24 protein-coding genes and 1 riboswitch are annotated in these 23481 nt (G+C 68.4%); of the genes, 11 read left to right on the top strand and 13 right to left on the bottom strand.

Going from position 1 to position 23481, the window contains the following annotated elements:
- Positions 1-35 precede the first annotated feature (35 nt).
- Positions 36-683, bottom strand: coding sequence for a dTMP kinase (locus tag ACQP1O_RS35790; RefSeq protein ID WP_433562762.1), 648 nt, complete (start codon positions 681-683; stop codon positions 36-38).
- Between the two features lie 99 nt (positions 684-782).
- On the opposite strand from ACQP1O_RS35790, the gene ACQP1O_RS35795 reads away from it, so the two are divergent.
- Both ACQP1O_RS35795 and ACQP1O_RS35800 read left to right on the top strand, forming a co-directional pair.
- On the top strand, positions 783-1871 hold the full coding sequence (locus ACQP1O_RS35795; protein ID WP_433562763.1) for a glycerophosphodiester phosphodiesterase family protein: 1089 nt from the start codon (positions 783-785) through the stop codon (positions 1869-1871).
- An 80-nt stretch (positions 1872-1951) separates the two neighbouring features.
- Positions 1952-2248: a hypothetical protein gene (locus ACQP1O_RS35800; protein ID WP_433562764.1), complete on the top strand. Its 297-nt coding sequence runs from the start codon at positions 1952-1954 to the stop codon at positions 2246-2248.
- A 135-nt stretch (positions 2249-2383) separates the two neighbouring features.
- On the opposite strand, the gene ahcY is transcribed toward ACQP1O_RS35800, so the two are convergent.
- The 4 genes from ahcY to ACQP1O_RS35820 all read right to left on the bottom strand — a co-directional run bounded on the left by ahcY (position 2384) and on the right by ACQP1O_RS35820 (position 7413).
- Positions 2384-3859 (bottom strand): adenosylhomocysteinase, encoded by a 1476-nt coding sequence (ahcY, locus tag ACQP1O_RS35805; RefSeq protein WP_433562765.1) that lies wholly within the window; start codon positions 3857-3859, stop codon positions 2384-2386.
- A gap of 33 nt (positions 3860-3892) precedes the next feature.
- Complete coding sequence (locus tag ACQP1O_RS35810) at positions 3893-5050, bottom strand: alkane 1-monooxygenase (RefSeq protein WP_433562766.1); 1158 nt, start codon at positions 5048-5050, stop codon at positions 3893-3895.
- 192 nt (positions 5051-5242) lie between these two features.
- The gene (locus ACQP1O_RS35815) at positions 5243-5956 is read right to left on the bottom strand and encodes a response regulator (protein ID WP_433562767.1); all 714 of its coding nucleotides are present in this window, start codon (positions 5954-5956) and stop codon (positions 5243-5245) included.
- Positions 5953-7413 (bottom strand): sensor histidine kinase, encoded by a 1461-nt coding sequence (locus ACQP1O_RS35820; protein ID WP_433567902.1) that lies wholly within the window; start codon positions 7411-7413, stop codon positions 5953-5955. The genes ACQP1O_RS35815 and ACQP1O_RS35820 overlap by 4 nt, the downstream gene beginning before the upstream one ends.
- A gap of 226 nt (positions 7414-7639) precedes the next feature.
- Between ACQP1O_RS35820 and ACQP1O_RS35825 the strand changes: the two genes are divergently transcribed.
- Positions 7640-9004, top strand: a complete 1365-nt coding sequence (locus ACQP1O_RS35825) for a cation:dicarboxylate symporter family transporter (protein ID WP_433562768.1) — start codon at positions 7640-7642, stop codon at positions 9002-9004.
- Between the two features lie 134 nt (positions 9005-9138).
- Here the strand turns inward: ACQP1O_RS35825 and ACQP1O_RS35830 are convergent, their stop codons facing one another.
- The 4 genes from ACQP1O_RS35830 to cofD all read right to left on the bottom strand — a co-directional run bounded on the left by ACQP1O_RS35830 (position 9139) and on the right by cofD (position 12783).
- The gene (locus ACQP1O_RS35830; RefSeq protein WP_364607442.1) at positions 9139-9585 is read right to left on the bottom strand and encodes a 6,7-dimethyl-8-ribityllumazine synthase; all 447 of its coding nucleotides are present in this window, start codon (positions 9583-9585) and stop codon (positions 9139-9141) included.
- Positions 9586-9661: 76 nt separating this feature from the next.
- Positions 9662-9832: riboswitch (FMN riboswitch) on the bottom strand.
- Positions 9833-9908: 76 nt separating this feature from the next.
- Positions 9909-10427 carry an NUDIX hydrolase gene (locus ACQP1O_RS35835; RefSeq protein ID WP_433562769.1) on the bottom strand — a complete coding sequence of 173 codons (519 nt, stop codon included), beginning with the start codon at positions 10425-10427 and terminating at the stop codon, positions 9909-9911.
- Complete coding sequence (locus ACQP1O_RS35840; RefSeq protein WP_433562770.1) at positions 10424-11788, bottom strand: coenzyme F420-0:L-glutamate ligase; 1365 nt, start codon at positions 11786-11788, stop codon at positions 10424-10426. The genes ACQP1O_RS35835 and ACQP1O_RS35840 overlap by 4 nt, the downstream gene beginning before the upstream one ends.
- A complete protein-coding gene (gene cofD, locus ACQP1O_RS35845) occupies positions 11785-12783 on the bottom strand; it encodes a 2-phospho-L-lactate transferase (protein ID WP_433562771.1) in 999 nt (332 codons plus the stop codon). Before cofD ends, ACQP1O_RS35840 begins: the two co-directional genes overlap by 4 nt.
- A gap of 560 nt (positions 12784-13343) precedes the next feature.
- Between cofD and ACQP1O_RS35850 the strand changes: the two genes are divergently transcribed.
- The gene (locus ACQP1O_RS35850) at positions 13344-13604 is read left to right on the top strand and encodes a WhiB family transcriptional regulator (RefSeq protein WP_433567903.1); all 261 of its coding nucleotides are present in this window, start codon (positions 13344-13346) and stop codon (positions 13602-13604) included.
- A gap of 179 nt (positions 13605-13783) precedes the next feature.
- Here ACQP1O_RS35850 and ACQP1O_RS35855 read toward each other — a convergent pair whose 3' ends face one another.
- Positions 13784-14263: a metallopeptidase family protein gene (locus ACQP1O_RS35855; protein WP_354833925.1), complete on the bottom strand. Its 480-nt coding sequence runs from the start codon at positions 14261-14263 to the stop codon at positions 13784-13786.
- 252 nt (positions 14264-14515) lie between these two features.
- Between ACQP1O_RS35855 and ACQP1O_RS35860 the strand changes: the two genes are divergently transcribed.
- The 5 genes from ACQP1O_RS35860 to ACQP1O_RS35880 all read left to right on the top strand — a co-directional run bounded on the left by ACQP1O_RS35860 (position 14516) and on the right by ACQP1O_RS35880 (position 20000).
- Positions 14516-14920: a DUF3499 domain-containing protein gene (locus ACQP1O_RS35860; RefSeq protein ID WP_402768749.1), complete on the top strand. Its 405-nt coding sequence runs from the start codon at positions 14516-14518 to the stop codon at positions 14918-14920.
- A 168-nt stretch (positions 14921-15088) separates the two neighbouring features.
- On the top strand, positions 15089-16465 hold the full coding sequence (locus ACQP1O_RS35865) for a phosphomannomutase/phosphoglucomutase (protein ID WP_433562772.1): 1377 nt from the start codon (positions 15089-15091) through the stop codon (positions 16463-16465).
- Positions 16466-16538: 73 nt separating this feature from the next.
- Complete coding sequence (locus tag ACQP1O_RS35870) at positions 16539-17726, top strand: tobH protein (RefSeq protein ID WP_433562773.1); 1188 nt, start codon at positions 16539-16541, stop codon at positions 17724-17726.
- A complete protein-coding gene (gene manA, locus ACQP1O_RS35875) occupies positions 17726-18985 on the top strand; it encodes a mannose-6-phosphate isomerase, class I (RefSeq protein WP_433562774.1) in 1260 nt (419 codons plus the stop codon). Before ACQP1O_RS35870 ends, manA begins: the two co-directional genes overlap by 1 nt.
- A gap of 79 nt (positions 18986-19064) precedes the next feature.
- Complete coding sequence (locus tag ACQP1O_RS35880) at positions 19065-20000, top strand: cation diffusion facilitator family transporter (protein ID WP_433562775.1); 936 nt, start codon at positions 19065-19067, stop codon at positions 19998-20000.
- 145 nt (positions 20001-20145) lie between these two features.
- Here the strand turns inward: ACQP1O_RS35880 and ACQP1O_RS35885 are convergent, their stop codons facing one another.
- The 3 genes from ACQP1O_RS35885 to ACQP1O_RS35895 are packed head-to-tail and all read right to left on the bottom strand — an operon-like array spanning position 20146 to position 22672.
- The gene (locus ACQP1O_RS35885; protein WP_433562776.1) at positions 20146-20547 is read right to left on the bottom strand and encodes a hypothetical protein; all 402 of its coding nucleotides are present in this window, start codon (positions 20545-20547) and stop codon (positions 20146-20148) included.
- 17 nt (positions 20548-20564) lie between these two features.
- On the bottom strand, positions 20565-22046 hold the full coding sequence (locus ACQP1O_RS35890) for a phytoene desaturase family protein (protein WP_433562777.1): 1482 nt from the start codon (positions 22044-22046) through the stop codon (positions 20565-20567).
- A gap of 47 nt (positions 22047-22093) precedes the next feature.
- Positions 22094-22672: a TetR/AcrR family transcriptional regulator gene (locus ACQP1O_RS35895; RefSeq protein ID WP_433562778.1), complete on the bottom strand. Its 579-nt coding sequence runs from the start codon at positions 22670-22672 to the stop codon at positions 22094-22096.
- A 91-nt stretch (positions 22673-22763) separates the two neighbouring features.
- On the opposite strand from ACQP1O_RS35895, the gene ACQP1O_RS35900 reads away from it, so the two are divergent.
- Positions 22764-23186, top strand: coding sequence for a DUF4267 domain-containing protein (locus ACQP1O_RS35900; RefSeq protein WP_433562779.1), 423 nt, complete (start codon positions 22764-22766; stop codon positions 23184-23186).
- 75 nt (positions 23187-23261) lie between these two features.
- Positions 23262-23480, top strand: a complete 219-nt coding sequence (locus ACQP1O_RS35905; protein ID WP_433562780.1) for a DUF4287 domain-containing protein — start codon at positions 23262-23264, stop codon at positions 23478-23480.
- The last annotated feature ends 1 nt before the right edge of the window (position 23481 follow it).

Below are 23481 nucleotides of genomic sequence, written 5' to 3' on the forward strand. Positions count from 1 at the left end.
GCCAACACTCGTGACCTGTCGGCGCACATCCAACCCTATCCAGCAATAATTTCCGCGAGGCGCGCGGCCAGTGTTGCCGGATCGTCACCGCTCCGATGCACCCACCACGGTCCGTGCCAGTTGATTTCGGCCAGCTCACGGTAGACAGTACCGGTGCGACGCTGCAGTCCCCCGTCTTTCTCGTAAGCGTCCAAAGCCCGTGCGGCATCGGCTTCGCCGCGCAGGCGCGCGCGTTCCTCGGCCACATCGACCGGAACATCCAGGAGAATCTGGACATCCGGGGCGGGCAATCCGAAGCGCTCGAACTCCAATTCCTCGATCCAGGCCACGATTTCGCCGTGCGCGTCCTGTTCCATGCGGGCCGCGGAGTACGCGGCATTGGAGGCGACATAGCGGTCCAGTAGCACGATGTCGTTGTCCGCCAGCAGTTTCGAGATCTCGTCGCGGGCGTCGGCGCGGTCGAGCGCGAACAGCAGCGCCATGGCATTCACAGACCGAGCGGTATCTCCATGACCGCCGCGCAGGGCCTCGGCGGCGAGGTCGGCGTGTACGGAGACGCCGTAGCGCGGGAAGGCCAGGGTGGCGACCCGCAGCCCGCGGGCGCGCAGGGCGGTGACAACGGCGTCGGTGAGCGTGCGTTTGCCCGCGCCGTCGAGCCCTTCCACCGGAACCAGTGCACCCATGCCGCGAGAGTACCGAATCAGGTGCGGTCCGCCCCGGCGGGATCCCGTTTGTTCGGAAGGCCCAGATTTTTGTAGCCATTCGATTGCTATAGTCCGGCCATGACTGCTGGATACGCGAGGTCAGCGCAGTTCAAGAGAGCTTTTGCGATCCTCGCGGTAGCGATTGCCGCCATCGGGCCGACGGCCTGCGGCAACAACTCCAGCGGCACGAACCCGGTCGTCGTGGCCGATCCACTCCGCCCCTTCGATCTACAGGCCCACCGCGGCGGCCGCGGCATGACCATCGAGGAGTCGCTGCCCGGCTTCGCCAAGGCCGTCGAACTGGGCGTCACCACCCTGGAACTCGATATCGTGCTCACCGCGGACAAAACGCCGGTGATCTGGCACGACCCGGTCATCCAGGCCGAGAAGTGCGCCGACACCGCCCCGGTCTCCCCCGGTGATCCCCGGTTCCCCTACGTCGGCAAGCTGGTCCACGACCTGACCTACGCCCAGATCCGCACCCTCGACTGCGGCAAGAAACTCGCGGGATTCCCAGCGGCGCAGGAACTTCCGGGCAACCGGATCGCCACGCTGCCGGAACTGTTCGACGTGGTGAAGAGTCACCCGGGCGCGTTCGACACGGTGCGCTACAACATCGAGACGAAGATCGAGGCCGCGCACCCCGAACAGTCCGCCACGCCCAGGGAATTCGTCGACGTCATCCTCGGCGCCGTCGAACGGGCCGGGGCCCTGGGCAAGATCGAGATCCAGAGCTTCGACTGGAGCAGCCTGCCGCTGGTGGAGGCGCAGAACTCCGCCATCCCCACGGTCGCGCTCTACGACGAGACCACCTTCGCGCCGAACAGCCCGTGGCTGGGCCCGATCAGCTACGAGGAACATGCCGGGGACCCGCTCGACGCGATCAGGGCGCTGGGCGCGAACATCGCCTCGCCCGCCTATGTGGATCCTTGGAACGCCGACGCGAAGGTCGGCGACAAGTACTTCAAGCTCACCACGACCGCCGAGTACATCCGCGAAGCGCACGGTTTCGGCATCCGGGTGATCCCCTGGACCGTGAACGACAAGGCGACCATCGGACTGGCGCTCGACCAGGGCGTGGACGGCCTGATCACCGACTATCCGAACCGCGCGCGCGACGTCATGCAGGAGAAGGGCTACCTCCTCCCGAGGTCCTTCCGCAAATAAGCCACGCAAATCCGAAACGCGCGCCCTTCAACTCTTGTAGGGTCCCGGGCAACACTCCCCCTGCAAGGAGCGCAACCCTGATGAAATCCCGTCTCGCACACCACGGTCCGCGTGCCGCCCTGGCCGCCGTGGCGATCACCGCCGCCGCTCTCTCCACGGCCGGTACCGCCACCGCCGCCCCCGTCACCCTCGAACCCGCCACCGCCGACCAGGCCGCCCCGGTGGCCGACTCCGGCTCGGCATCCTCCCTGTCGAGCAACTCCGGCTCCAGCAATGTCGCCGGCACCGGCTCCAGCGCCGGCGAACTCCTCAGCGCCGCCATCTGCACCATCCAGGGCGGCAAGTGGGTCCCCCTGATCGACATCTGCATCAAATAGCGGGCCGCCGATCCCTGTGCCGCCGACCCGAACGGGTCGGCGGCACAGTCGTTTCCGCCCCGGAACTGTCGACGAAATCGGCCGGCCACCCGAAGGTGACCGGCCGAATCCTCAGCTGCTACGGACGGTTTCCGCTCAGTAGCGGTAGTGCTCGGGCTTGTAGGGGCCTTCGACGTCCACGCCGATGTATTCGGCCTGGTCCTTGGTGAGCTTGGTCAGCGTGCCGCCCAGGGCCTCCACGTGGATGCGGGCGACCTTCTCGTCCAGGTGCTTGGGGAGGCGGTAGACCTCGTTGTCGTACTCGTCGGGCTTGGTCCACAGCTCGATCTGGGCGATGACCTGGTTGGAGAAGCTGTTCGACATCACGAACGACGGGTGCCCGGTCGCGTTGCCCAGGTTGAGCAGGCGGCCCTCGGACAGCACGATGATCGACTTGCCCGACTCCTTGAACGTCCACAGGTCGACCTGCGGCTTGATGTTCAGCCGGTCGGCGCCCGAACGCTCCAGGGCGGCCATGTCGATCTCGTTGTCGAAGTGGCCGATGTTGCCCAGGATGGCCTGGTCCTTCATCGCCTTCATGTGGTCGAGCAGGATGATGTCCTTGTTGCCCGTGGAGGTGATGACGATGTCGGCGTCGCCGATCGCCTGCTCCACGGTGACAACGTCGAAACCGTCCATCAGCGCCTGCAGCGCGTTGATCGGGTCGATCTCGGTGACCTGGACGCGCGCGCCCTGCCCGGCCATCGACTCCGCGCAGCCCTTGCCGACGTCGCCGTAGCCGCAGATCAGGACCTTCTTGCCACCGATCAGCACGTCGGTGCCGCGGTTGATGCCGTCGATCAGGGAGTGACGGGTGCCGTACTTGTTGTCGAACTTCGACTTGGTGACCGAGTCGTTGACGTTGATCGCCGGGAACACCAGCTCACCCGCGGCGGCGAACTGGTACAGCCGCAGCACGCCGGTGGTGGTCTCCTCGGTGACGCCCTGCACGCTCTCGGCGATCCTGCCCCACTTGCCCTTGTCGGTCTCCAGGCTGGCGCGCAGCAGGTTCAGGAAGACCTTGTATTCGGCGGAGTGGGTGTCGTCCTCGGGCGGGACCACGCCGGCCTTCTCGAACTGCGCGCCGCGCAGCACGAGCATGGTGGCGTCGCCGCCGTCGTCGAGGATCATGTTGGCGGGCTCGCCCGGCCAGGTCAGCATCTGATCGGCGGCCCACCAGTACTCCTCCAGGGTCTCGCCCTTCCAGGCGAAGACGGGAGTGCCCTTGGGCTCGTCGACGGTGCCGTGCGGGCCGACCACGACCGCGGCGGCCGCGTGGTCCTGGGTGGAGAAGATGTTGCAGGAGGCCCACCGGACCTCGGCGCCGAGCGCGACGAGGGTCTCGATCAGCACGGCGGTCTGCACGGTCATGTGCAGCGAGCCGGAGATGCGGGCACCCCTGAGCGGCTGCACGTCGTGGTATTCGCGACGTAGCGCCATCAGGCCCGGCATCTCGTGCTCGGCCAGGCGAATCTCCTTGCGGCCGAAGTCGGCCAGTGACAGGTCCGCCACCTTGTAGTCGATCCCATTGCGGACGTCAGGCGTCATCTTGCTGGACACTGCGGTCGTCATCTGCCTCTCCTGGTCGGCTGCTTCCCTCAAACCCTACGCGGCGGCTTGGTACTCGTACTCGGCGAGGATGCGCTCCCGCTTACGGGGTTGGATATTGGCCCGGCTCACGTCGCCCGAATAGTGGGCGAGCAGGCGCGGATCCATGACGTAGCGCCACAGCGGCGGGAACAAGGCCAGCAGAATCATGGTCGCGTAGCCCGCTGGAAGCTGCGGCGCCTCCTCGGAGCTGCGCAGTGTCTGGTACCGCCGGCCCGGATTGGCATGGTGGTCGCTGTGCCGCTGCAGGTGGAACATGAAGATATTGGTGACCAGCCGGTCACTGTTCCAGCTGTCGCTCGGCGAGCAGCGGGCCCAGTTGCCATTCGGCCGCTTGCGTCGCAGCAGGCCGTAATGTTCTACGTAGTTGACGGTTTCGAGCAGGCCCGCGCCGATCACCGCCTGCAGCAGCAGATACGGCAGCACCCGCCAGCCGTAGACCGCCAGCAACCCGCCGAACAGCACGACGGTCATAGCCCAGGCCTGCAGGATGTGGTTGTGGACACTGAACCAGCGGTGTCCCTTGCGGCGCAGCCGCTCTCCTTCGAGATGGATTGCCGACCGGAAGCCACCGATCACGCTGCGGGGCAGGAACTCCCACAGCGACTCACCCATGCGGGCGCTGGCCGGATCGTCGGGCGTCGCGACGCGCGCGTGGTGGCCCTTGTTGTGCTCGACGAAGAAATGCCCGTAGGCCGACTGCGCCAGTGCCATTTTCGACAGCCAGCGCTCCAATTGCTCGACCCGGTGTCCGAGTTCGTGGGCGGCGTTGATGCCGATGCCGCTGACGAACCCGAGAGTGGCCGCCAGCCCGAGCTTGTCCACGACGGACAGATCGTCGCCGGCCCACATGTAGGCGGCGATGATCAGGCCGACCACCTGGATCGGCAGGAACATATAGGTGCACCACCGGTAGTACCGGTCATTGGAGAGTAATTCGTAGTCCTCGTCGCGCGGATTGGTTCCGTCGTCCCCGACAACCCAGTCCAGGAACGGAATGGCGATCAGGATGATGATCGGTCCGATCCACCAGAACACCTCCAGCTTGGTGTGCAACACCAGCTGCGACGGCAGTAACGCACACCCGGGCGCGATCAACCCCAGCACCCACAGGTGTCGTTTCGGATCCGGCGAACCCAACCGTTTGCCGACCATTTGCACGTTTGCCCCGCTAATCAATGCCTCGAAGAACTTCGCAGCTACATATCTTGAAACCTAGTCCCTGTTACAGCACCTGGCCGGACCGAAAGGTGGCCACCGTTACATCATGAGCAGTCGGTTCCGCCGCAACCGACCGCGTGGTTCCCATCACCAGGCCTCGAGTGCAAACCGGGAGCGAAACCGGGCTCAGCGAAACCACACATAGCGAACCTGCGGGCGCCCGGTCCGACCGTAGTCTGTTCGCCGTTCCACCACGCCGTCCTCGGCCATCCGCTCCAGATACCGCCACGCCGTCACCCGGGACACACCCACCGCGCGCCCCGCCTCACCCGCGGACAGCCCGTCCGGCGCGGCCCGCACCGCCCGCGACACCTCGTCCATCGTCTGCGGCGCAATACCTTTCGGCGAGGTGGGTCGCTGATCCGGAGTGCGCAGCACACCGAAGGCGCGATCGATGTCCTGCTGCGACACCGCCGTCTCGCCGGCCGGCAGCGCCGCCCGGTATTCGACGTAGCGGTCCAGCTTCTCGCGGAAGGCCGCAAAGGTAAAGGGCTTCAACAGATACAGCACCACGCCGTGCGAGACGGCGGAGCGCACCATGGCCAGATCGCGTGCCGAGGTGACGGCGATGACGTCCGGCCGCGGCCGCAGTCCCGCCAGCGCCGCGGCGACGGCGAGCCCGCTCATATCCGGCAACCCGATATCCATCAGCACCAGATCAACGGGGACGCCTGAAGATTGTGACCTTTTCGCGATGGTGATGGCGTCGCGACCGGTGTGCGCCACCGCGACCACCGTGAAGCCCGGCACCCGCTCCACGTAAGAGCGATGTGCCGCAGCGATTTTCGGCTCATCCTCGACGATCAGCACGCGGATCGCCGATGCCGGCGCGGCGTTCATCGCCGAAACCTCACGATCACCGCGGATTCCGGTTCCCGCCGGGCCCGCAACTCGCCGGCATGCCTGGCGACCAACCGGCGTACCAGCGCCAGGCCCAGCCCGTGGTGGTCGGTCTTGGTGGAATAGCCCCGTTCGGTGGCGCGGGTGAACAACTCCTCCGACATGCCCGGGCCGCTGTCGGCCACCCGGACGTACAGCTCCGGCCCGTCCCGCCGCACCGTCACCTCCACCCACGCGTCCTCGTCGTGCCCGACCGCGTCCAGGGCGTTGTCGATGAGATTGCCCAGCAGCGTGACCATCTCGTGCGGCGTCAGCGGGTCGGTGGTGTCGAGCAGCGTGTCACCGGTGACGGTCAGCTCCACCCCGTTCTCGGCGGCCTGCTCCACCTTGCCCAGCAGCAGCGCCACCACCGCCGGTTCGGCCACCGCGCCGGTGAGCCGGTCGATGAGGGCCTGGGACAGTTCGAGTTCCGCGGTCGCGAAGTTCACCGCCTCGCGCGGGCGGCCCAGCTCCACCATGGTGACCACGGTGTGCAGCCGATTGGCGGCCTCGTGGGCCTGGGCGCGCAGCGATTCGGCGAAGCCGCGCACCGAATCCAATTCGCCCAGTACATCCCGCAATTCGGTGTGGTCGCGCAGGGTGAGCACGGTGCCGATGCGGCGTCCGGCGTGCTCCACCACATCCTGGTTGACGACCAGCACCCGGTCCGGGGTCACGTGCATCTCGTCACGGACCACGCCGGTTCCCAAGCGCTGCAACGACACCGGCAGATCCGCGCGCGTGATCGGCCCGTCCGGCAGATCGAGCAGCAGCCGCGCCTGATCGTTGACCACCTCGGCGTGCTCATCGGATCTGTCGAACACCAGCAGCCCCTCGTGGATCGAGTGCAGCACCGCGTCGTGATGCTCGTACATGGCCCGCAGCTCGGCGGGCCCGAGGCCGTGCGTCTGCCGTAACAGCCTGCGCCGCAACAACAGCGAACTCATCATGGCCAGCGCCAGGCCGCCCGCCGCCGCGGCCAGGATGAGCGGTAGCTGGGCGCGTACCTGTTCGCCGATGTGGGTGCGGGTGACGCCCGCAGACACCAGCGCGACGATCCGGCCGTCCGCATCGCGCACCGGGGTGACCGCGCGAATCGACGGGCCGAGCGTGCCGGTGAAGGTCTCGGTGAAGGTCTCCCCCGCCAGGGCGCGATCGATGTTGCCGCTGAAGGGTTTCCCGATCCGGTCGGTCTCGGTGTGTGTGTAGCGGGTCCGATCCGGGGCCATCACCACGATGAAGTCCATACCCGTCGCCTTGCGGATGGCCTCGGTCACCGGCTGCAGCGCGGCGGTCGGATCCGGGGTTCGCACCCCGGCCAGCGTCGAGGGCGACTGCGCCACCGCGATCGCCGTATCCATGACCTCCGCACGGGTGGCGTCGTCCTGCACCCGGCGGGTCTGCAGGAACGCCAGCATCGACGCGGCGGTGATCACCACCGCCAGCACCAGCACCTGCACCACGAACACCTGCCCGGCCAGCGTACGGCGGGCCCGGGTTCTTCGACCTCTCACGATTCCTCCGGGTACTTCATGAACATAATTTACGAAACAGTGACCCGCGTCACTCACCGGATCATGATTCTCTCCGAACACCCGCGTGGAGCAAACGTCATGCGGGCACTGACCCGGAGGCACCAGCGAGATGAGCGACACGACAACCCGACAGCGCCGAGACCGTACCCACTGGCTCTATCTGGCCGTCATCGTGGCCGTCGTCGCGGGCGTCCTGGTCGGCTGGCTGGCCCCGGGCGTCGGCAAGAGCGTCGGCGAGCTCGGCACGATCTTCGTGAACCTCATCAAGATGATGATCGCCCCGGTCATCTTCTGCACCATCGTGCTCGGCATCGGCTCGGTGCGGGCGGCCGCCAAGGTCGGCAAGGTCGGCGGCCTGGCCATCGGTTACTTCCTGATCATGTCCACGGTGGCGCTGGCCATCGGCCTGCTGGTCGGCAATCTGCTGCACCCGGGTTCAGGGCTGAACGTGGCCGCCCACGCGAAGGAGATCACCAAGTACGCCACCGACGCCAAGGCGGCGGGCGGCACCTGGCAGTTCGTCGAGGACATCGTGCCGACCACCCTGCTGTCGTCGCTCACCTCGGGCAAGGTGCTGCAGGCGCTGTTCGTGGCGCTGCTGGTGGGCTTCGGCATCCAGGCCATGGGCACCGCGGGCGAGCCGATCCTGCGCGGGGTCGCGTCGGTGCAGAAGCTGGTGTTCCGGATTCTCACCATGATCCTGTGGCTCGCCCCGATCGGCGCGTTCGGCGCCATGGCGAATGTGGTGGCGCGCACCGGACTCGACGCGGTCAAGCAGCTGGCGCTGCTGATGGTGGCCTTCTATCTCACCTGCGTCGTCTTCATCTTCGGCGTGCTGGGCCTGCTGCTGCGGCTGGTGGCCGGAAACTCCATCTTCAAGCTGGTGCGCTACCTGGCGCGGGAGTACCTGCTGATCTTCGCCACCTCGTCCTCGGAGTCGGCGCTGCCGCGGCTCATCGCCAAGATGGAGCACGTCGGCGTGGACCGCACCACCGTGGGTGTGGTCGTCCCGACCGGATATTCGTTCAACCTGGACGGCACCGCCATCTACCTGACCATGGCCACCCTGTTCGTGGCCGACGCCATGGGCAAGCCGCTGTCCTGGCACGAGCAGATCGGCCTGCTGCTGTTCATGATCGTGGCCTCCAAGGGCGCGGCGGGCGTCACCGGCGCGGGCCTGGCCACGCTGGCCGGCGGCCTGCAGAGCCATCGACCCGAACTGCTGGACGGCGTCGGCCTGATCGTCGGCATCGACCGGTTCATGTCGGAAGCCCGTGCGCTGACCAACTTCTCGGGCAATGCGGTCGCCACGCTGCTGATCGGCACCTGGACCAAGACCATCGACCCGGCCCGCGTCCGCGCCGTGCTGGATCGCGAGATCCCCTTCGACGAGCAGGCCATGGTGGAGGACCACCTGGCCCCCGCCGCCCCCGAAGCACCGGGCCCGCAAGAGAAAGACCTGGTTCCGGCCTGAACCCAACCCCCAGGCCGAACCCGGACCGTCGGCGCGTTCTCCCCCCGTACGCGCCGGCGGAACCCGCACCCTGCCCGCACGACCAGCCGCCTCCGGCTCGTGCGGGCAGGGTTTCCCTTTTGTCTAGGCGTTGTCTAGGCGCCGACCGCGTCCAGGGCCAGCGTCGCGGCGATGGCATTGGCCAGCTCCGCGCCCTTCACCTCGAAATGCCGCGCGAAATAGGCCAGGTGCTCGCCGTGCTCGTGGAAGTGGTGCGGGGTCAGCACGGCCGAGAACACCGGCACATCGGTCTCGAGCTGCACCCGCATGAGCGCGTCGACGACGGTCGAGGCCACGAAGTCGTGCCGGTAGATGCCGCCGTCCACGACGAGCGCGCAGCCCGCGACGGCGGCGTAGGAGCCGCGGGTGGCCAAACGCTTGACCTGCAACGGGATTTCGAACGCACCGGGCACCTCGATCACGTCGACCTCGGTGTAACCGCGCTCGAGCAGCCCGGCCCGGCAAGATGCGACGGCCTTGTCGACGATGTCGCTGTGCCAGCGCGCGGCGACGAGGGCGATGCGAGTGGAAGTGGGTGACATGGGGATTCCTCCTGTTCGCGATGTCACCCAGGGCAAGACGCGAACAGGCCCGTCCAGCGGTGCGGACGTGCCGGTGCCGCGTTCTCTTTCATCCGGACTGTGACCGTCGGCTCCGGGATCACACCGGAATCTGCTCGACCCACACTGCCGATGAGAGACACTGTGGCGCTCGCGGGCTCGTGCGCTCCGGATCGGCCCGGATGCCATTACCGCCGGTGGGGAATTCCACCCCGCCCTGAGAACGTGTACGTAGCGGACAGTAACACGGGGATTCCGGCGTCCGGAACCCCGCGTACCGCACAATGCGACAGCACGGCCGTGTGTCAGCGCACCAGCACGTCGGAATCGGCGGGCAGCCCGTCCACCGGCCACCAGCGCAGGTCGGTCGACTCCGAACTGCGCACCGGCACAGCGCCTTCCGGCGCCTTGATCTTGAACAGCAGGTCCAGGTGCCGGGTCGGCACGCCCAGCGAGCAGGTGATGGGGTGCGCCTGCGCACCGTAGAGGCCGGGCTCGAGCACCAGCCCGTCGATGCCGGACTCCTCGGTCGCCTCACGGAAGGCGGCCGCCGCGACCGAATCGTCGGATTCCTCACAGTGCCCGCCCAATTGGATCCAGCGGCCCACCCGCGGGTGCAGGGTCAGCAGCACCTCGCGTTCGTCGTGGGAGAACACGATGGCCGAGGCGGTGATGTGCCCGGCCGCGTGCTCGCGCAGGCAGCCGCGCGGCGCGGAACCCAGGAAGGCCAGCATGGCCTCCCGGATGGAGCGCTCCGGACCCGTTGCCGGGGACCAGGTCTCGAGCAATTCGGTCGCCGATTTGTGCAGCGACTCCGCGCTCACAGCTCGACCAGCCCCAGGCCGGGCTCGCGAGCCTCGCGTGGGGCGATCTCCTCGAGCGGGTACCCGATGGCGATGGCGCCCAGCGGATTCCAGTCCGCCTCCAGGCCCAGCACGTCACGGGTGACCTCGGGCGCGAAGATGGTCGATCCGATCCAGCAGCTGCCCACGCCCCGCACGGCCAGTGAGACCAGCAGGCCCTGCACGGCCGCACCCACCGCGACGGTGAACATGGTCTGCTCGGCGGCGCGGCGGCGCTCGTCCGGATAGTCGTGCGCGCCGTCGGGCACACAGAACGGGATGATCATCTCGGGGGCGTCGAAGAGGATGCGCCCGCGCGCGACCCGCTTCTCCACGCTCTCCGGGGTGCGGCCGTCACCGGTCAGGTCCGCGCGCCACTTCTCGGCCATGGCCTCGAGCAGCTGCTCGCGCAGGCCACGCTTGCGGACCCAGACGAAGCGGACCGGTCGGGTGTGGTGCGGCGCGGGCGCGGTGAGCCCGGCGGCGACGGCCTCGCGAATGAGCTCCGGCGGCACCGGCGTCTCGGCGAACCGGCGCACCGAACGCCGCAGCGGCACCGCTTGTTTGCGGCCGAGCTCGACGGATTCGCCGGTTCCCAGCCAGAACAGATCGTCCTCGCCGCGCCGCAGCAGATCTCCGGCGGTGGATCCGTCGTCGGTGTAGTCGAGCCCGCGCACCACCGCGACCGGGACGCCGCCCAGCTTGCCCTTCACCAGGTCCGCGGCCGCGGCCAGCTCGTCGGCCACCGCGACCAGGGTGACGTGCAGTTCATTGCCCTGCCCGTCGACCGCGCCGTCGTAGTCGTGCAGCACCCGGATGCCCGCCGACCCGATGGCGGCGTCGATCTGGCCGTTGCGCCAGGCCCGGCCCATGGTGTCGGTGATGACCACGGCCACCTGCACGCCCAGGCGGTCGGCCAGCGCGGTGCGCAGCGCCTTGGCGCTGGCGTCCGGATCCTCCGGCAGCAGGACCAGTTCGCCCTGTTCCACATTGGAGCCGTCGACTCCGGAGGCGGCCTGCACGATGCCGAGCCGGTTCTCGGTGATGAGGGTGCGGTTCTTGCGTGCCAGCACCCGCACCGACTCGTCGAGTACCAGTTGCCGGCGCGCGGCGTCGCGTTCCTCGGGGTCGCCGGGCACCGGCACGATGCGACCCTCGGCCTTGGCGACGATCTTGCTGGTCACCACCAGCACGTCACCGTCCTGGAGCCACGGCGCCTGTGCCGCGATGGCCTCGGCGACATCGTCGCCCGGGCGGAATTCCGGCAGGCCCGGAATCGGCAGGATGCGCAGTTCGCCGCCGGACGCGTGATCGCCCAGCGCTTCGATGGAATCCGTTGTCACGGTTTGACTCCCGCGATGTCGAGGGCTTCGCGAACCATCTCGGCGGTCGCGGCCGGGTCGGTCATGAGCAGCGGCACGCTCCGGACTTCGACGCCCGGAATGTCGGCGGTGTCGCCGGTGTGCACGAGCCAGCCGTCGAGAATGCCGGTGCCCGAGCGCGCGCCGTAGTAGGTGCCGACGGCCTCGGCGGAGGTCTCCACACCGATCACCGACAGGCACTCATCGGCCATGCCGCGCAATGGTTTTCCGCCGATCACCGGGGACAGTCCGATCACCTTGGCATCCGTGGTGCGCAGTGCGCCCCGAATGCCCGGAACCGAGAGGATGGCACCCACGCTCACGACGGGGTTCGACGGAGCGAGCAGGATCACATCCGCTGAATCTATGATTTCGATCACACCCGGGGCCGGTTTCGCAGCATCTGCCCCAATAGTCACGAATCCATGGGTCTCTACGTTCGCCCGGTATCGAACCCACCACTCCTGGAAATGGATCGCGCGGCGTTCGCCAGGGTTCTCCGGGTCACCGATTACGACATGTGTTTCGCAGCGGTCGTCGGTTGCCGGAAGCAGTTTCACACCCGGTTGCCACCGATTGCAGAGCGCCTCGGTGACCGCCGAGAGCGGGTATCCCTGACGCAGCATTTCGCTGCGAATGAGATGTGTGGCGATATCCCGGTCACCCAACCCGAACCAATCGGGCTGAGCCTTGTATTTCGCCAGCTCCTCCTTGGCGCTCCAGGTCTCGTTCGCGTGCCCCCAGCCCCGCTCGGGGTCGATGCCGCCACCCAGGGTGTACATGCAGGTGTCCAGGTCAGGACAGATGCGCAGCCCGTGCATCCACACGTCGTCGCCGACATTGACGATGGCCGTGGTGTCGGCTCCGGGCAGCAGTTCGCGCACCCCCGTCAGGAACCGCGCGCCGCCGACTCCACCGACCAGGACGGCGATCCGGAGGCCGGTGCCGGGCGCGGTGTCCGCTTGTTCTCGAGTCACATCCGCACAGCCTATGCGTTCGAAGCGGAAAGTCGTCCGGCAGCTCATTTGCTGCGAATTTGCTATTTGAACTGCGGGAACGCTTCCCGGCGGGGTCGAAGATGGTAACGGAATCGCTTCGGCAGCTTGACCATCGCCGCTCCCGGCGTGTCTAATCACAGGCATGTCATTCCGGGTCCGCGTGAGAGTGCAAGGCGCGGATGGGTTTTCGAACAAGCGTTCGCACCGGAGTGGCGTCAAGCTCGGGGATGGCCGCGGGACTACGCCGCGGTGTTGGGCCGTCGGTGGGATCGGCTCCGACGGATTAATCATTCTGCGCTAACACACAGTGAGGAGGCGGAGCGATGGCCGAAGAGCTGGCCCCGTCGGGCATTCCGGGCGGTGTATCGCAAACCGATTCCACGACTGGCGCAGCACCTGACTTCTGCGCCGACGAACGGAACGGATACGAGGGGGGTGAACCGATGACGACTGCGCGACCGGGGGGCGGACAGTGGGCGCGAGCCGCCTACCAGCCCGAACCGCCGCGGCTGAGCCTGATCGTCACCGGTGCCGAGGATATGTACGACACTTTCTCGCGCAACGGTCGCATGATGACCGAGGCCGAACAGTGGCAGGAACGGGCGCTGTGCGCTCAGACCGACCCGGAGGCGTTCTTCCCGGAGAAGGGCGGCTCCACCCGCGAGGCCAAGCGCATCTGCATGGGCTGCGAGGTCCGCGACGAGTGCCTCGAATACGCCTTGGCCAACGACGAGCGCTTCGGCATCTGGGGCGGACTCTCCGAGCGGGAACGCCGCCGCTTGAAACGGGGCATCAGCTAGCTCCCCTCCCCTCCCCGCCTCTCCGCGCCTTTAGCGGGCGGATTGGGAGCCGTAGACCGTTGGCAACCCGTGCCGGCGGTTGGGTGCCGAAACCACCTTGGACGTACCCGGCGAGTTACCCCGGACTTACGAAATCAGTTGTTGCGAAACGTAGTTCGGGGTAGGCGGTGGGATTCCGATTACTCCGGGTCGGGATCGATGATGTCGGGCTCTACGCCCAGGTAGGTCGCGATCTGTTGCACGAGGACCTCGCGCAGCAGGTCGACCAGGTCGTCGGGGTCCCCGGCACGGAGCTCCAACGGCTTGCGGAACAACACGACGCGGGCGCGGGTGGCCATGCCGTAGCGATCCACGCCGGCCGGGATCAGGCGGGAGAGGGGCACCGGGCCGTCGGCCACCACCTCTTCCGGCCAGGTGACCGAATCCGGGTGCAGCGGACGGATTTTCGGCACGTCGTCGACAGCGATGTCGAGCTTGGTGAGCTGTTCGTGCCAGCGCGTCTCCAGCGGCGCGAAGGCCTCCAGCACCAGGCGGTCGAACTCCTGTCCCCGGGTGCGCCGGGCGGGCACGGTCGGCGGCAGCATCGGCCCGCGCACACCCCGCCCGCGGCGGATGACCGACCGCGCGGTGGGCGGCCGCCTCTTACGTGAACGGGTCATACCTTGAATCTAACCCTTACCCCGGGCGGGTGTGCGCACCCGGCTCGCCCGGCCGCGCGGCCGGTGCGGCGGCCCGCCGCGACGGCGTTCCGGAGACCGCGCGACCCGCATTCCGGGGGCCGTGGCGACGCGCCCGCGGCACGAAAGCGCACAGCTACCCGAGGCCCTCGTGGCACGAGTGAGACGGGCTTCATTGAGCGTGTCTGTGTCCACGAGGGCGTGAGGGGGGTTACCCTGCTTGGCGTGATCCCCATGCGTCGTTGCTGCCGTCCAGGCTGCAAGAACCCGGCCGTCGCGACGCTGACCTATGTGTACTCCGACTCCATGGCAGTCGTGGGTCCGCTGGTCACGGTGGCGGAGCCACACTCCTGGGACCTGTGTGAAACGCATGCTTCCCGGATCACCGCGCCCAAGGGATGGGAGTTGGTCCGCCATGAGGGCGGGTTTTCCTCCTCGACCCCGGATGACGACGATCTCACCGCGCTCGCCGAGGCCGTCCGCGAGGCCGGATTGCGCCGCCGCACACCGGAACCCGATCCGCGCGGCTACACCGACTACGCTCCCGCCCCGCAGCGCCCGACCCGCGCGGGTCGCACCGGCAGACGCGGCCATCTACGCGTCCTACCGGACCCGCCGGATCGCCTCCCCGAATCTTGAGCGGGCAGCCGGGAGCCGTGATCCATGGCAATCCGAGCCGGCGGTTGGGTGCCGTCACCAATTTTGGACGTATCCGGCGAGTTACCCTCGCCCCACGAAATCAGTTGTCCAGACAGCAGGGGCAGGGGAAGTCTCGCGTTGCCGGACTCTGCCACTAGGGTGGGGGCCATGACAGTCGCCCGGTCCGCCGAGTCAGTTCAAGCAGTCATCAAGGCATACGACGTTCGCGGAGTTGTCGGCGAACAGATCGACGCGGACTTCGTCCGGGACGTTGCCGGTTCCTTCGCCCGGCTGATGCGTGGCGAGGGCGCCCAGCGCATCGTCATCGGTCACGACATGCGCGACTCCTCACCGGAATTGGCCGCCGCCTTCGCCGACGGCGTGCTCGCCCAGGGACTCGATGTGGTGCACATCGGTCTTGCCTCCACCGACGAGCTCTACTTCGCCTCCGGCCACCTGGACTGCCCCGGGGCCATGTTCACCGCCAGCCACAATCCCGCCAAGTACAACGGCATCAAGCTGTGCCGCGCCAAGGCGCTGCCCGTCGGCCAGGACACCGGGTTGGCCACCATCACCGAGGAGGTCGTCGCGGGCGTCCCGGCCTTCGACGGGCCGCGCGGCGGCGAGACCCGGGAGGACCTGCTCTCGGCCTACGCCGACTTCCTGCACAAGCTGGTGGACCTGAGCGGTTCGCGCCCGCTGCGCATCGCGGTGGACGCCGGCAACGGCATGGGCGGCTACACCGTGCCCGCCGTGCTGGGCACGCTGCCGCAATACACCGTCGAGCCGCTGTTCTTCGAACTCGACGGCAGCTTCCCCAATCACGAAGCCAATCCGCTGGATCCGAAGAACCTGGTGGATCTGCAGGACCACGTCCGCAAGACCGGCGCCGACCTCGGCCTGGCCTTCGACGGCGACGCCGACCGCTGCTTCGTGGTGGACGAGAAGGGCGACCCGGTCTCGCCGTCGGCCATCACCGGCCTGGTGGCCGAGCGCGAGCTGACCAAGGAACCGGGCGCGACCGTCATCCACAACCTGATCACCTCCCGGGCGGTGCCGGAGCTGGTGACCGAGCTCGGCGGCACCCCGGTGCGCACCCGGGTCGGCCACTCGTTCATCAAGCAGCAGATGGCGGCCACCGGCGCGATCTTCGGCGGCGAGCACTCGGCGCACTACTACTTCCGCGACTTCTGGGGCGCCGACTCCGGCATGCTCGCGGCCCTGCACGTGCTGGCCGCGCTCGGCGAGAAGGACCGGCCCATGTCGGAATTGGCCTCCGCGTACTCGACGTACGCGGCCTCCGGGGAGATCAATTCGACGGTGGCGGACGCGCAGGAGCGGGTACTGGCCGTGCTCGAGGCCTTCGGCAAACGGGCGAAATCGGTCGACCGGCTGGACGGCGTGACCGTGCAGCTGGCCGACGGCGCGTGGTTCAACCTGCGCGCCTCCAATACCGAACCGCTGCTGCGACTCAACGTCGAGGCGCGTTCGCAGGATGAAGTAGACGCACTCGTAACCGAGATCCTGAGCATCGTCCGCGCCTGACTGGAATAGTGGAATCACAGAGCTTGGATTCACCAGCGTGTGGTGACCCGATGAGGGGAGGTGGCAACGCCCGATGATCGCTGGGACACCGGTAATCGACCTCGATGACGTCGCCTCGCTGGAGGCGGCTGACGCCGGGGGTGTACTCCGCTCCGCTGCGTCGGGGGGAGCCCAGGTAAGGGCAACCGCCGCGGCACTTTCCGAAGATGCGCTGACCCGGCTGACCGATCTGCGGCCCCGCAGTCTGGTCCTGGTGTCGGGCAGCGGGCGCGCCGCACGCGCGGCGACGCTGTTGATCGCGGCCCTCGGTGACCGCACGAGTATGCCGCTGGTACCGGCGACTTCGATCCCGCCGTGGGTCGGGCCGCTGGACGTGGTGCTGGTGGCGGGCGACGACGCGGGTGATCCGCGGCTGGCCGAAGCGGTGGACCGAGCGCTTCGACGGGGTGCCGAAGTGGTCGTGGCCGCGCCGGACGAGGGACCCATCCGGGCGGCCGCCGCCGGGCGTGCCACCGTTCTCGCGCCGCGGGTGCGGGTCCTCGACCACAACCGCATGCTGCGCTATCTGGCCGCGGGCCTGGCCGTGCTGACCACTATCGACCCGCACCGCATCGGGCCGCTGGTGCCCGAATTGAACGCTCTCGCAGATCTGCTCGACGAGGAGGCGCTGCGCGACGGGCCGCAGCACGAGGCCTTCCACAATCCCGCCAAGACCCTGGCCACTCGCATGCAGCAGCGCAAGCGCCTGGTGCTGGCCGGTGATTCCGGCGCCGCCGCCGTGCTCGCCGAGCACGGCGCCGAGGTGCTGCTGGCCACGGCCGGGCAGACCGCCGCCGCGGTCACGCTCTCGGAAGCCGTTGCGGCGCACGGCCGGTTGGTCGCAGCCGCCGGGGTCGCCGCCCCCGGATTCGATCCGCTGTTCCACGACGAGCAGCTGGACGGGCCGGCGCCGGTGGAGCAGGTGCGGGTGTTCGTGGTGAGCGCCGATCCGGACGAGGTGACGGTGCGCCGGCGGCTGGCCGTGTTCGGTTCCGACGCCGGGCTCGTCGACACCGACCTGATCACCGTGGACACCGAGGTGGCCGCCGCGGCCACCGTTGCCGCCGAGGCGGAGGGGCAGACCATGCCCGCCGTCCAGGGTGGTGAGCTGGAAAAGCTTGCGGTACTCGCACTTCGGCTGGAGATGGCGGCCGCCTATCTCCGACTACTCGGTTCCCGCCCGGCCACCGGACCGGGACGCTACGACGGGGGCAATTACTAGTGCACGAACTCGTTGGTGCGCTGCGTTCCTACGCTTGGGGTTCGCGCACCGCGCTCGCTCAGCTGTGCGGACGACCGGTCCCCTCCGCGCACCCGGAGGCCGAACTCTGGTTCGGCGCGCATCCCGCCGATCCGGCGCGGGTGCAGATCAATGGGCACAGCGAATCCCTGCTGGAGCTGGTCAGCGCCGACCCGCAGCACGAACTCGGGCCGGTGGCGGGCGAATTCGGCGGACGGCTGCCGTTCCTGCTGAAGATCCTGGCCGCCGAGGAACCGCTCTCGCTGCAGGCGCATCCCAGCACCGAACAGGCCCGGGCCGGGTTCGCGCGGGAGAACCACAACGGGGTCGCCATCGACTCCCCCATGCGCAACTACCGCGACGAGAACCACAAGCCCGAACTCGTGGTGGCGCTGCACCGTTTCGAGGCGCTGGCCGGATTCCGCGATCCGCGTCAGACCGTGCGGCTGCTCAATGCCCTGGACGTGCCGGAACTGAGCCAGTATGCCGAACTGCTTGCCGCCCAGCCCGACTCGGCGGGGCTGCGCACGCTGTTCACCACCTGGATCGCGCTGCCGCAGGGCAGTCTGAGCATGCTGCTGCCCAAGGTGCTCGACGGCTGCGTGCGGTATCTGTCCGAGGCCCGGAGCGGCGGCGCCGGCAAGGAATTCGTGGCCGAGGTGCGCACGGCGCTCGAGCTCGCCGAGGCGTATCCCGGCGACGCCGGGGTGCTGGCGGCGCTGCTGCTCAACCGCATCACCCTGGAGCCCGGCGAGGGCCTGTTCCTGGACGCCGGGAATCTGCACGCGTACCTGCGCGGGGTGGGCGTGGAGATCATGGCCAACTCCGACAATGTGCTGCGCGGCGGGCTCACGCCCAAGCACGTGGATGTACCGGAGCTGCTGCGGGTGCTGGACTTCGAGCCGCTGGACCTGCCGGTCCTGACGGCGGAGCGGGTGTCGGACAGCGTGTTCCGCTATCACACGCCCGCGCCCGAATTCGCGCTCAGCCGTTTCGAACTGGCCGCGGGGGCCGAGCCGGTACCGGTGCTGCAGTCGGGGCCGGGGATCGCGCTGGTCACGCACGGGCGGGTGAAGCTGTCCCAGGGCAATCACGAGCTGATCGTGGAACGCGGGCACGCGGCGTGGATCTCGGCTGCCGACGGGGGAATTCGCGCGCAGGCGATCGCGGTGGACGAGCGCGGTGCCGGGGACGCGGACGGCTCGGCGCAGCTGTTCTGCGCAGCCGTCGGCGAGGAGTGACGACCCGGGCTCTAGTAGGCTCTCCCGGTCGAAGGCGTTTTAGGACAAAACGGACATAGATTCGGGAAGGGGCGGTTCATTGTCTGCGGGCGGCGGTAAGAAGGCGATCCTGGCGGCGCTGAGCGCGAATGCCGGTATCGCGGCGGCCAAATTCGTGGGCGCGGCGATCACCGGATCGGCGTCCATGCTGGCCGAAGCCGTGCACTCGGTGGCCGACACCTCCAATCAGGGGCTGCTGCTGCTCGGCCAGCGCCGCGCGGAACGGGAGGCCGACCAGCTGCACCCGTTCGGCTACGGGCGCAACCGGTACTTCTATTCGTTCGTGGTCGCGCTGGTCATCTTCGCGCTCGGCTCGCTGTACGCGATCTGGGAGGGCATCCACAAGATCCAGCATCCCGAGGAACTGTCCAATCCGATCGTCGCGATCGTCATCCTCGGCCTCGCCATCTGCCTGGAGGGCTTCAGCTTCATCACGGCCATGCGGGAATCCAAGCCGCTCAAGGGCAATTCGAGCTGGTGGCGGTTCATCCGCAACTCGCGCAATCCGGAGCTGCCGGTGGTGCTGCTGGAGGACTCGGGCGCGCTGATCGGCCTGATCTTCGCCTTCGCGGCCATCAGCCTGACCATGATCACCGGCGATCCGGTGTGGGACGGCGTGGGCACCCTGGCCATCGGCCTGCTGCTCGGCGCCATCGCCGTCATCCTCATCATCGAGATGCAGAGCCTGCTCATCGGCGAGGGCGCTACGCCCGAGGAGGACGCCGCGATCCGCACCGCGCTGGTCGACGACCGGCACATCGACCGGGTCATCCACCTGCGCACCCAGTATCTGGGCCCGGAGGAAATGTTGGTGGCCGCAAAGGTTTCCATCGTGCCCGGCCTGACGATCGCCGATATCGCCACCGCGATCGACGACGCCGAGGCGCGGGTGCGCGCCGAGGTCCCGGCCGCCCGGGTCATCTACCTGGAGCCGGATCTGTATCGGACGCACTCCCCCGCCTCCCCGAGCGTTTAGCGGACGCACTGCCCCGCCTCCCCGAGCCTTCAGCGGACGGCTCAGGTGCCGTTGACAGTTGGGAACCCGTGCCGGCGGCTGGAAGCCCGACCAATTTCGGGGGTACCCGACGAGTTACCCTGACCGGCGCGAAATCAGTTGTCACCTATCGATCGGCGAGGCGGATGACGAATCGCAATCCCGACCAGGTGTCGTCGATGGCGGCGACCTTGTTGTCGACCAGCCCCTGAGCCAAACCGTATTCCCGAGCGGCGTTCTCACCGAGATCGGTGGGCACGCCGCTCGCCTTCTTGGGCCAGGCCAGCCACAGGCCGCCGTCGACCGCCAGCCGTTGCCGCCACCCGGGGAACCGGCGCGTCAGGGTGGCGCGGTCCGGACAGAATCCGAGGATCACGTCGTAGGGCCCGGCGCCCGCGCGACGATGCACCTCGACCCCGCCGGGCAGTTCGCCGAGCTCGAAACCTACTGGCGCACCGGCCAGCAGCACCCGGCTCTCGGCCTTGATGCCGAGTTTGCGCGGCAGGGGCGTGCCCGAATATCCGGCCATGCCCCGGAGCGTAGCAATCAGATGCGCCAGTGGTCGGTGAGTAGTTCGAGGGGGTCGGTGCGGACGTCGAATTCGGTGCGCAGGGCATGGCGGGCGGCGTAGTAGCCGTTCATGCCGTGCACGCCCGGGCCGGGCGGGGTGGCCGAGGAGCACAGGTAGACGCCGGGTAGCGGGGTCGAGTACGGATTCCAGCGGGGCGCGGGGCGGAAGACGGTCTGACGCAAGGTCATCGCGCCCGCCGAGATGTCGCCGCCGATGTAGTTCGGGTTGTGGGCGGGCATGGTGGCGGCCGTGCGGACATGGGTGGCGAGGACGAGGTCGCGGAAGCCGGGGGCGAAGCGTTCGACCTGGGCGGTGACGGCCTCGGTGAGATCCTCGGCGGAACCGTTGGGGACGTGGGCGTAGGTGTAGAGGGTGTGCTTGCCCTCCGGGGCCCGGGTCGGATCGACGACGCCGGGCTGGATGGCCAGCACGTAGGGGCGGTCGGCGTGACGCCCTGCGGCCACGACCTTCTCGACGGCGACGGCCTCGGCGCGGCTGCCGACCAGGTGCAGGGTGCCGGCACGATCACAGCCGGTGGCCTGCCACGGGACGGGTCCGGCGAGCGCGAAGTCCACCTTGCAGGCCGCGCCGCCGTAGCGGAACCTGTTGAGCGCGAAGTTGTATCGGGCGGGCAGGTTCGCGATGCGCTGGAGTTCGGCGGGCGCGACATCCAGCAGCACGGTCCGGACCTCGTCGAATTCGTCGAGGGAATCCACGCGGTGGCCGGTGAAGATATGGCCGCCATGGGTTTTCAGATCATCGGCGAGCGCGTCCACGATGGCCTGGCTGCCGCCGCGCGGGACCGGCCAGCCACTCACATGGGCGAGGGTGCCGAGCAGCATCGCGACACCCGCGCCCGGAACACCGCGCGGGGGCCGGATGGCATGCGCGGCCACGCCGGTCAGCAGAGCGGGTGCGATGTCCTCGCGAAAACGCATGTTCCACAGCGGCGTCGACTGTTCGAGCAGCCGGCGGGCGAAGCGCAGTTCGATGCCCGGATCCAGGTGCAGCAGGCCGGCCGGGTCGATCGGCGGATGCCGCAGGTCCGACATGGCCAGCCCGACCAGGTCCTCCCACTTGCGCACCAGCGGGCCGAACAGCCGTCGCCAGGAACCGCCGTCGCGCCCGAGGCCGTCGGCGGTGCGGTCGAGATCGAGCCAGGCCAGACCGGCGTGCCCGCCGTCGAGCGGATGCGCGTAGGACACCTGCGGAGTGAGCAGTTCGACGCCGTGCGTCTTCAGATCGAAGGCCCGGAAGACCGGGGACGCCACCGCCATGGGATGCGCGCCCGCGCACAGGTCGTGATGGAAGCCCGGCAGGGTCACCTCGCCGGTGCGGCAGCCGCCGCCGATGTGGTCGGAGGCCTCATACACCTCCACCTCGAGCCCGGCCCGGGCCAGGATCACCGCCGCCACCAGCCCGTTGGGCCCGGATCCGACCACCACCGCGTCAGCCATGAATTCAGCGTAGGCCGGGCACGGCCGCTGGTGGCGCAACCGTGCGGTCAGTCACCGCGAACCCATTGCGCGACCAGGATTTCCAGCCGCTGGTCCCGGAAGCCGGGCCGCAGGCGGCCACTGCGATCCAGGGTGGCCAGCCCGTGCAGGCTGCTCCAGCCGACCTCGGTGAAGGTCTCGGGATCGTGCGGCGGGGCGAAGGGGGCGAAGGTCTGCAGCAGCTCGCCGAAGGCGTCCTTCAACGCCTGTGGCGCTTCGGGGCCGAACTTCAGGTCGGTGTGCAGCAGGAACATGGCGTCGTAGAGGGCGGCGCTGTCGCGGGCGAAGTCGAGAAAGCCCTGGGCGACCGCACGCAGCGCCTCTTCGGGGGTGTCGGCGGAGGCGCGCAGTTGCTTGACGACCGCCCCGAATTCGGTGCAGCCCGCCTCGGCGACGGCCGACACGATGGCGTCCTTCCCCGCGAAATGGCTGTACAGCACGGGCTGGCTGTATTCGATGCGCTCGGCGAGCTTACGCACGGTGACCGCGTCCCAGCCGTCGCTCTCGGCGATCTCGCGGGCGGTGTCGACGATGCGTTGCCGGCGCTCGGCGCGCTCACGTTCCTTACGGGTCTGGATGACGCTCATGAGGAAAACTCTAGCACCGCTAGACAAGCTACCGATGAATGATTTAGCGTTGCTTCATCAGTTAGCGCCGCTAGAATTTGGAGCATCGAACATGATCACCTCGCGACTCACCTCCCGCATCGCCACCACCCTCGCCGTCGCCGGAGCCGGCTTCATCGGCTACATCGGCTTCCGCTACCTGGCCGACCCGCAGGCCACGGCGCCCACCTTCGGCATGCGGGTCTCCCCGACCGGCGAAGCCGCCGACTTCCTGAACGTCAAGGGCGTCCGCGACGCGGCCTGCGCGCTGCTCATCGTGGCCCTGCTCGCCGCCCGCCAGCGGTACGCACTGGGCATCGTCATGCTGGTCATGGCCACCATCCCCACCGGCGACATGCTCACCATCCTGCGCCACGACGGCTCGACGGCCATGGCCTTCGGTGTCCACGGCGTGACCGCCGCCCTGGTCGCCGCCACCGGCCTGCTCCTGGTGAACGAGCGCACCGCCACCGCGGGCCGCACCGTCACCGCATGACCCACGTCACACCGCGATGAATTCGCCCGCGCCGCACCGTCGATCCCTTCGACACCACAGCGCAAGGAGATGATCATGGCAACCACCAAACCCCACGGCCCGGCCTCGTACTTCCCCTCCATCGAGGCCAAATACGGCCGCCCCGTGGACGAATGGTTCGCCGCACTGACCACCACCGGCCTCAGCGGCCACAAGGACCTGGTCAACTGGCTCAAGACCGAACACGAACTGGGCCACGGCCACGCCACCGCCCTGGTCCAGTTCCACCTCAACCCCGGCAAGTGGGAGCGCTGAC

The sequence above is a fragment of the Nocardia sp. CA-151230 genome (assembly GCF_050942175.1).
Taxonomy (GTDB): domain Bacteria; phylum Actinomycetota; class Actinomycetes; order Mycobacteriales; family Mycobacteriaceae; genus Nocardia.

Excerpts from the sequence above, each read along its gene's own strand:
- ACQP1O_RS35790 (WP_433562762.1), bottom strand. The coding sequence starts at position 683 with ATGGGTGCACTGGTTCCGGTGGAAGGGCTCGACGGCGCGGGCAAACGC.
- ACQP1O_RS35795 (WP_433562763.1), top strand. The coding sequence starts at position 783 with ATGACTGCTGGATACGCGAGGTCAGCGCAGTTCAAGAGAGCTTTTGCG.
- ACQP1O_RS35800 (WP_433562764.1), top strand. The coding sequence starts at position 1,952 with ATGAAATCCCGTCTCGCACACCACGGTCCGCGTGCCGCCCTGGCCGCC.
- ahcY (WP_433562765.1), bottom strand. The coding sequence starts at position 3,859 with ATGACGACCGCAGTGTCCAGCAAGATGACGCCTGACGTCCGCAATGGG.
- ACQP1O_RS35810 (WP_433562766.1), bottom strand. The coding sequence starts at position 5,050 with ATGGTCGGCAAACGGTTGGGTTCGCCGGATCCGAAACGACACCTGTGG.
- ACQP1O_RS35815 (WP_433562767.1), bottom strand. The coding sequence starts at position 5,956 with ATGAACGCCGCGCCGGCATCGGCGATCCGCGTGCTGATCGTCGAGGAT.
- ACQP1O_RS35820 (WP_433567902.1), bottom strand. The coding sequence starts at position 7,413 with ATGCTGGCGTTCCTGCAGACCCGCCGGGTGCAGGACGACGCCACCCGT.
- ACQP1O_RS35825 (WP_433562768.1), top strand. The coding sequence starts at position 7,640 with ATGAGCGACACGACAACCCGACAGCGCCGAGACCGTACCCACTGGCTC.
- ACQP1O_RS35830 (WP_364607442.1), bottom strand. The coding sequence starts at position 9,585 with ATGTCACCCACTTCCACTCGCATCGCCCTCGTCGCCGCGCGCTGGCAC.
- ACQP1O_RS35850 (WP_433567903.1), top strand. The coding sequence starts at position 13,344 with ATGTACGACACTTTCTCGCGCAACGGTCGCATGATGACCGAGGCCGAA.
- ACQP1O_RS35855 (WP_354833925.1), bottom strand. The coding sequence starts at position 14,263 with ATGACCCGTTCACGTAAGAGGCGGCCGCCCACCGCGCGGTCGGTCATC.
- ACQP1O_RS35860 (WP_402768749.1), top strand. The coding sequence starts at position 14,516 with ATGCGTCGTTGCTGCCGTCCAGGCTGCAAGAACCCGGCCGTCGCGACG.
- ACQP1O_RS35865 (WP_433562772.1), top strand. The coding sequence starts at position 15,089 with ATGACAGTCGCCCGGTCCGCCGAGTCAGTTCAAGCAGTCATCAAGGCA.
- ACQP1O_RS35870 (WP_433562773.1), top strand. The coding sequence starts at position 16,539 with ATGATCGCTGGGACACCGGTAATCGACCTCGATGACGTCGCCTCGCTG.
- ACQP1O_RS35885 (WP_433562776.1), bottom strand. The coding sequence starts at position 20,547 with ATGGCCGGATATTCGGGCACGCCCCTGCCGCGCAAACTCGGCATCAAG.
- ACQP1O_RS35890 (WP_433562777.1), bottom strand. The coding sequence starts at position 22,046 with ATGGCTGACGCGGTGGTGGTCGGATCCGGGCCCAACGGGCTGGTGGCG.
- ACQP1O_RS35895 (WP_433562778.1), bottom strand. The coding sequence starts at position 22,672 with ATGAGCGTCATCCAGACCCGTAAGGAACGTGAGCGCGCCGAGCGCCGG.
- ACQP1O_RS35900 (WP_433562779.1), top strand. The coding sequence starts at position 22,764 with ATGATCACCTCGCGACTCACCTCCCGCATCGCCACCACCCTCGCCGTC.
- ACQP1O_RS35905 (WP_433562780.1), top strand. The coding sequence starts at position 23,262 with ATGGCAACCACCAAACCCCACGGCCCGGCCTCGTACTTCCCCTCCATC.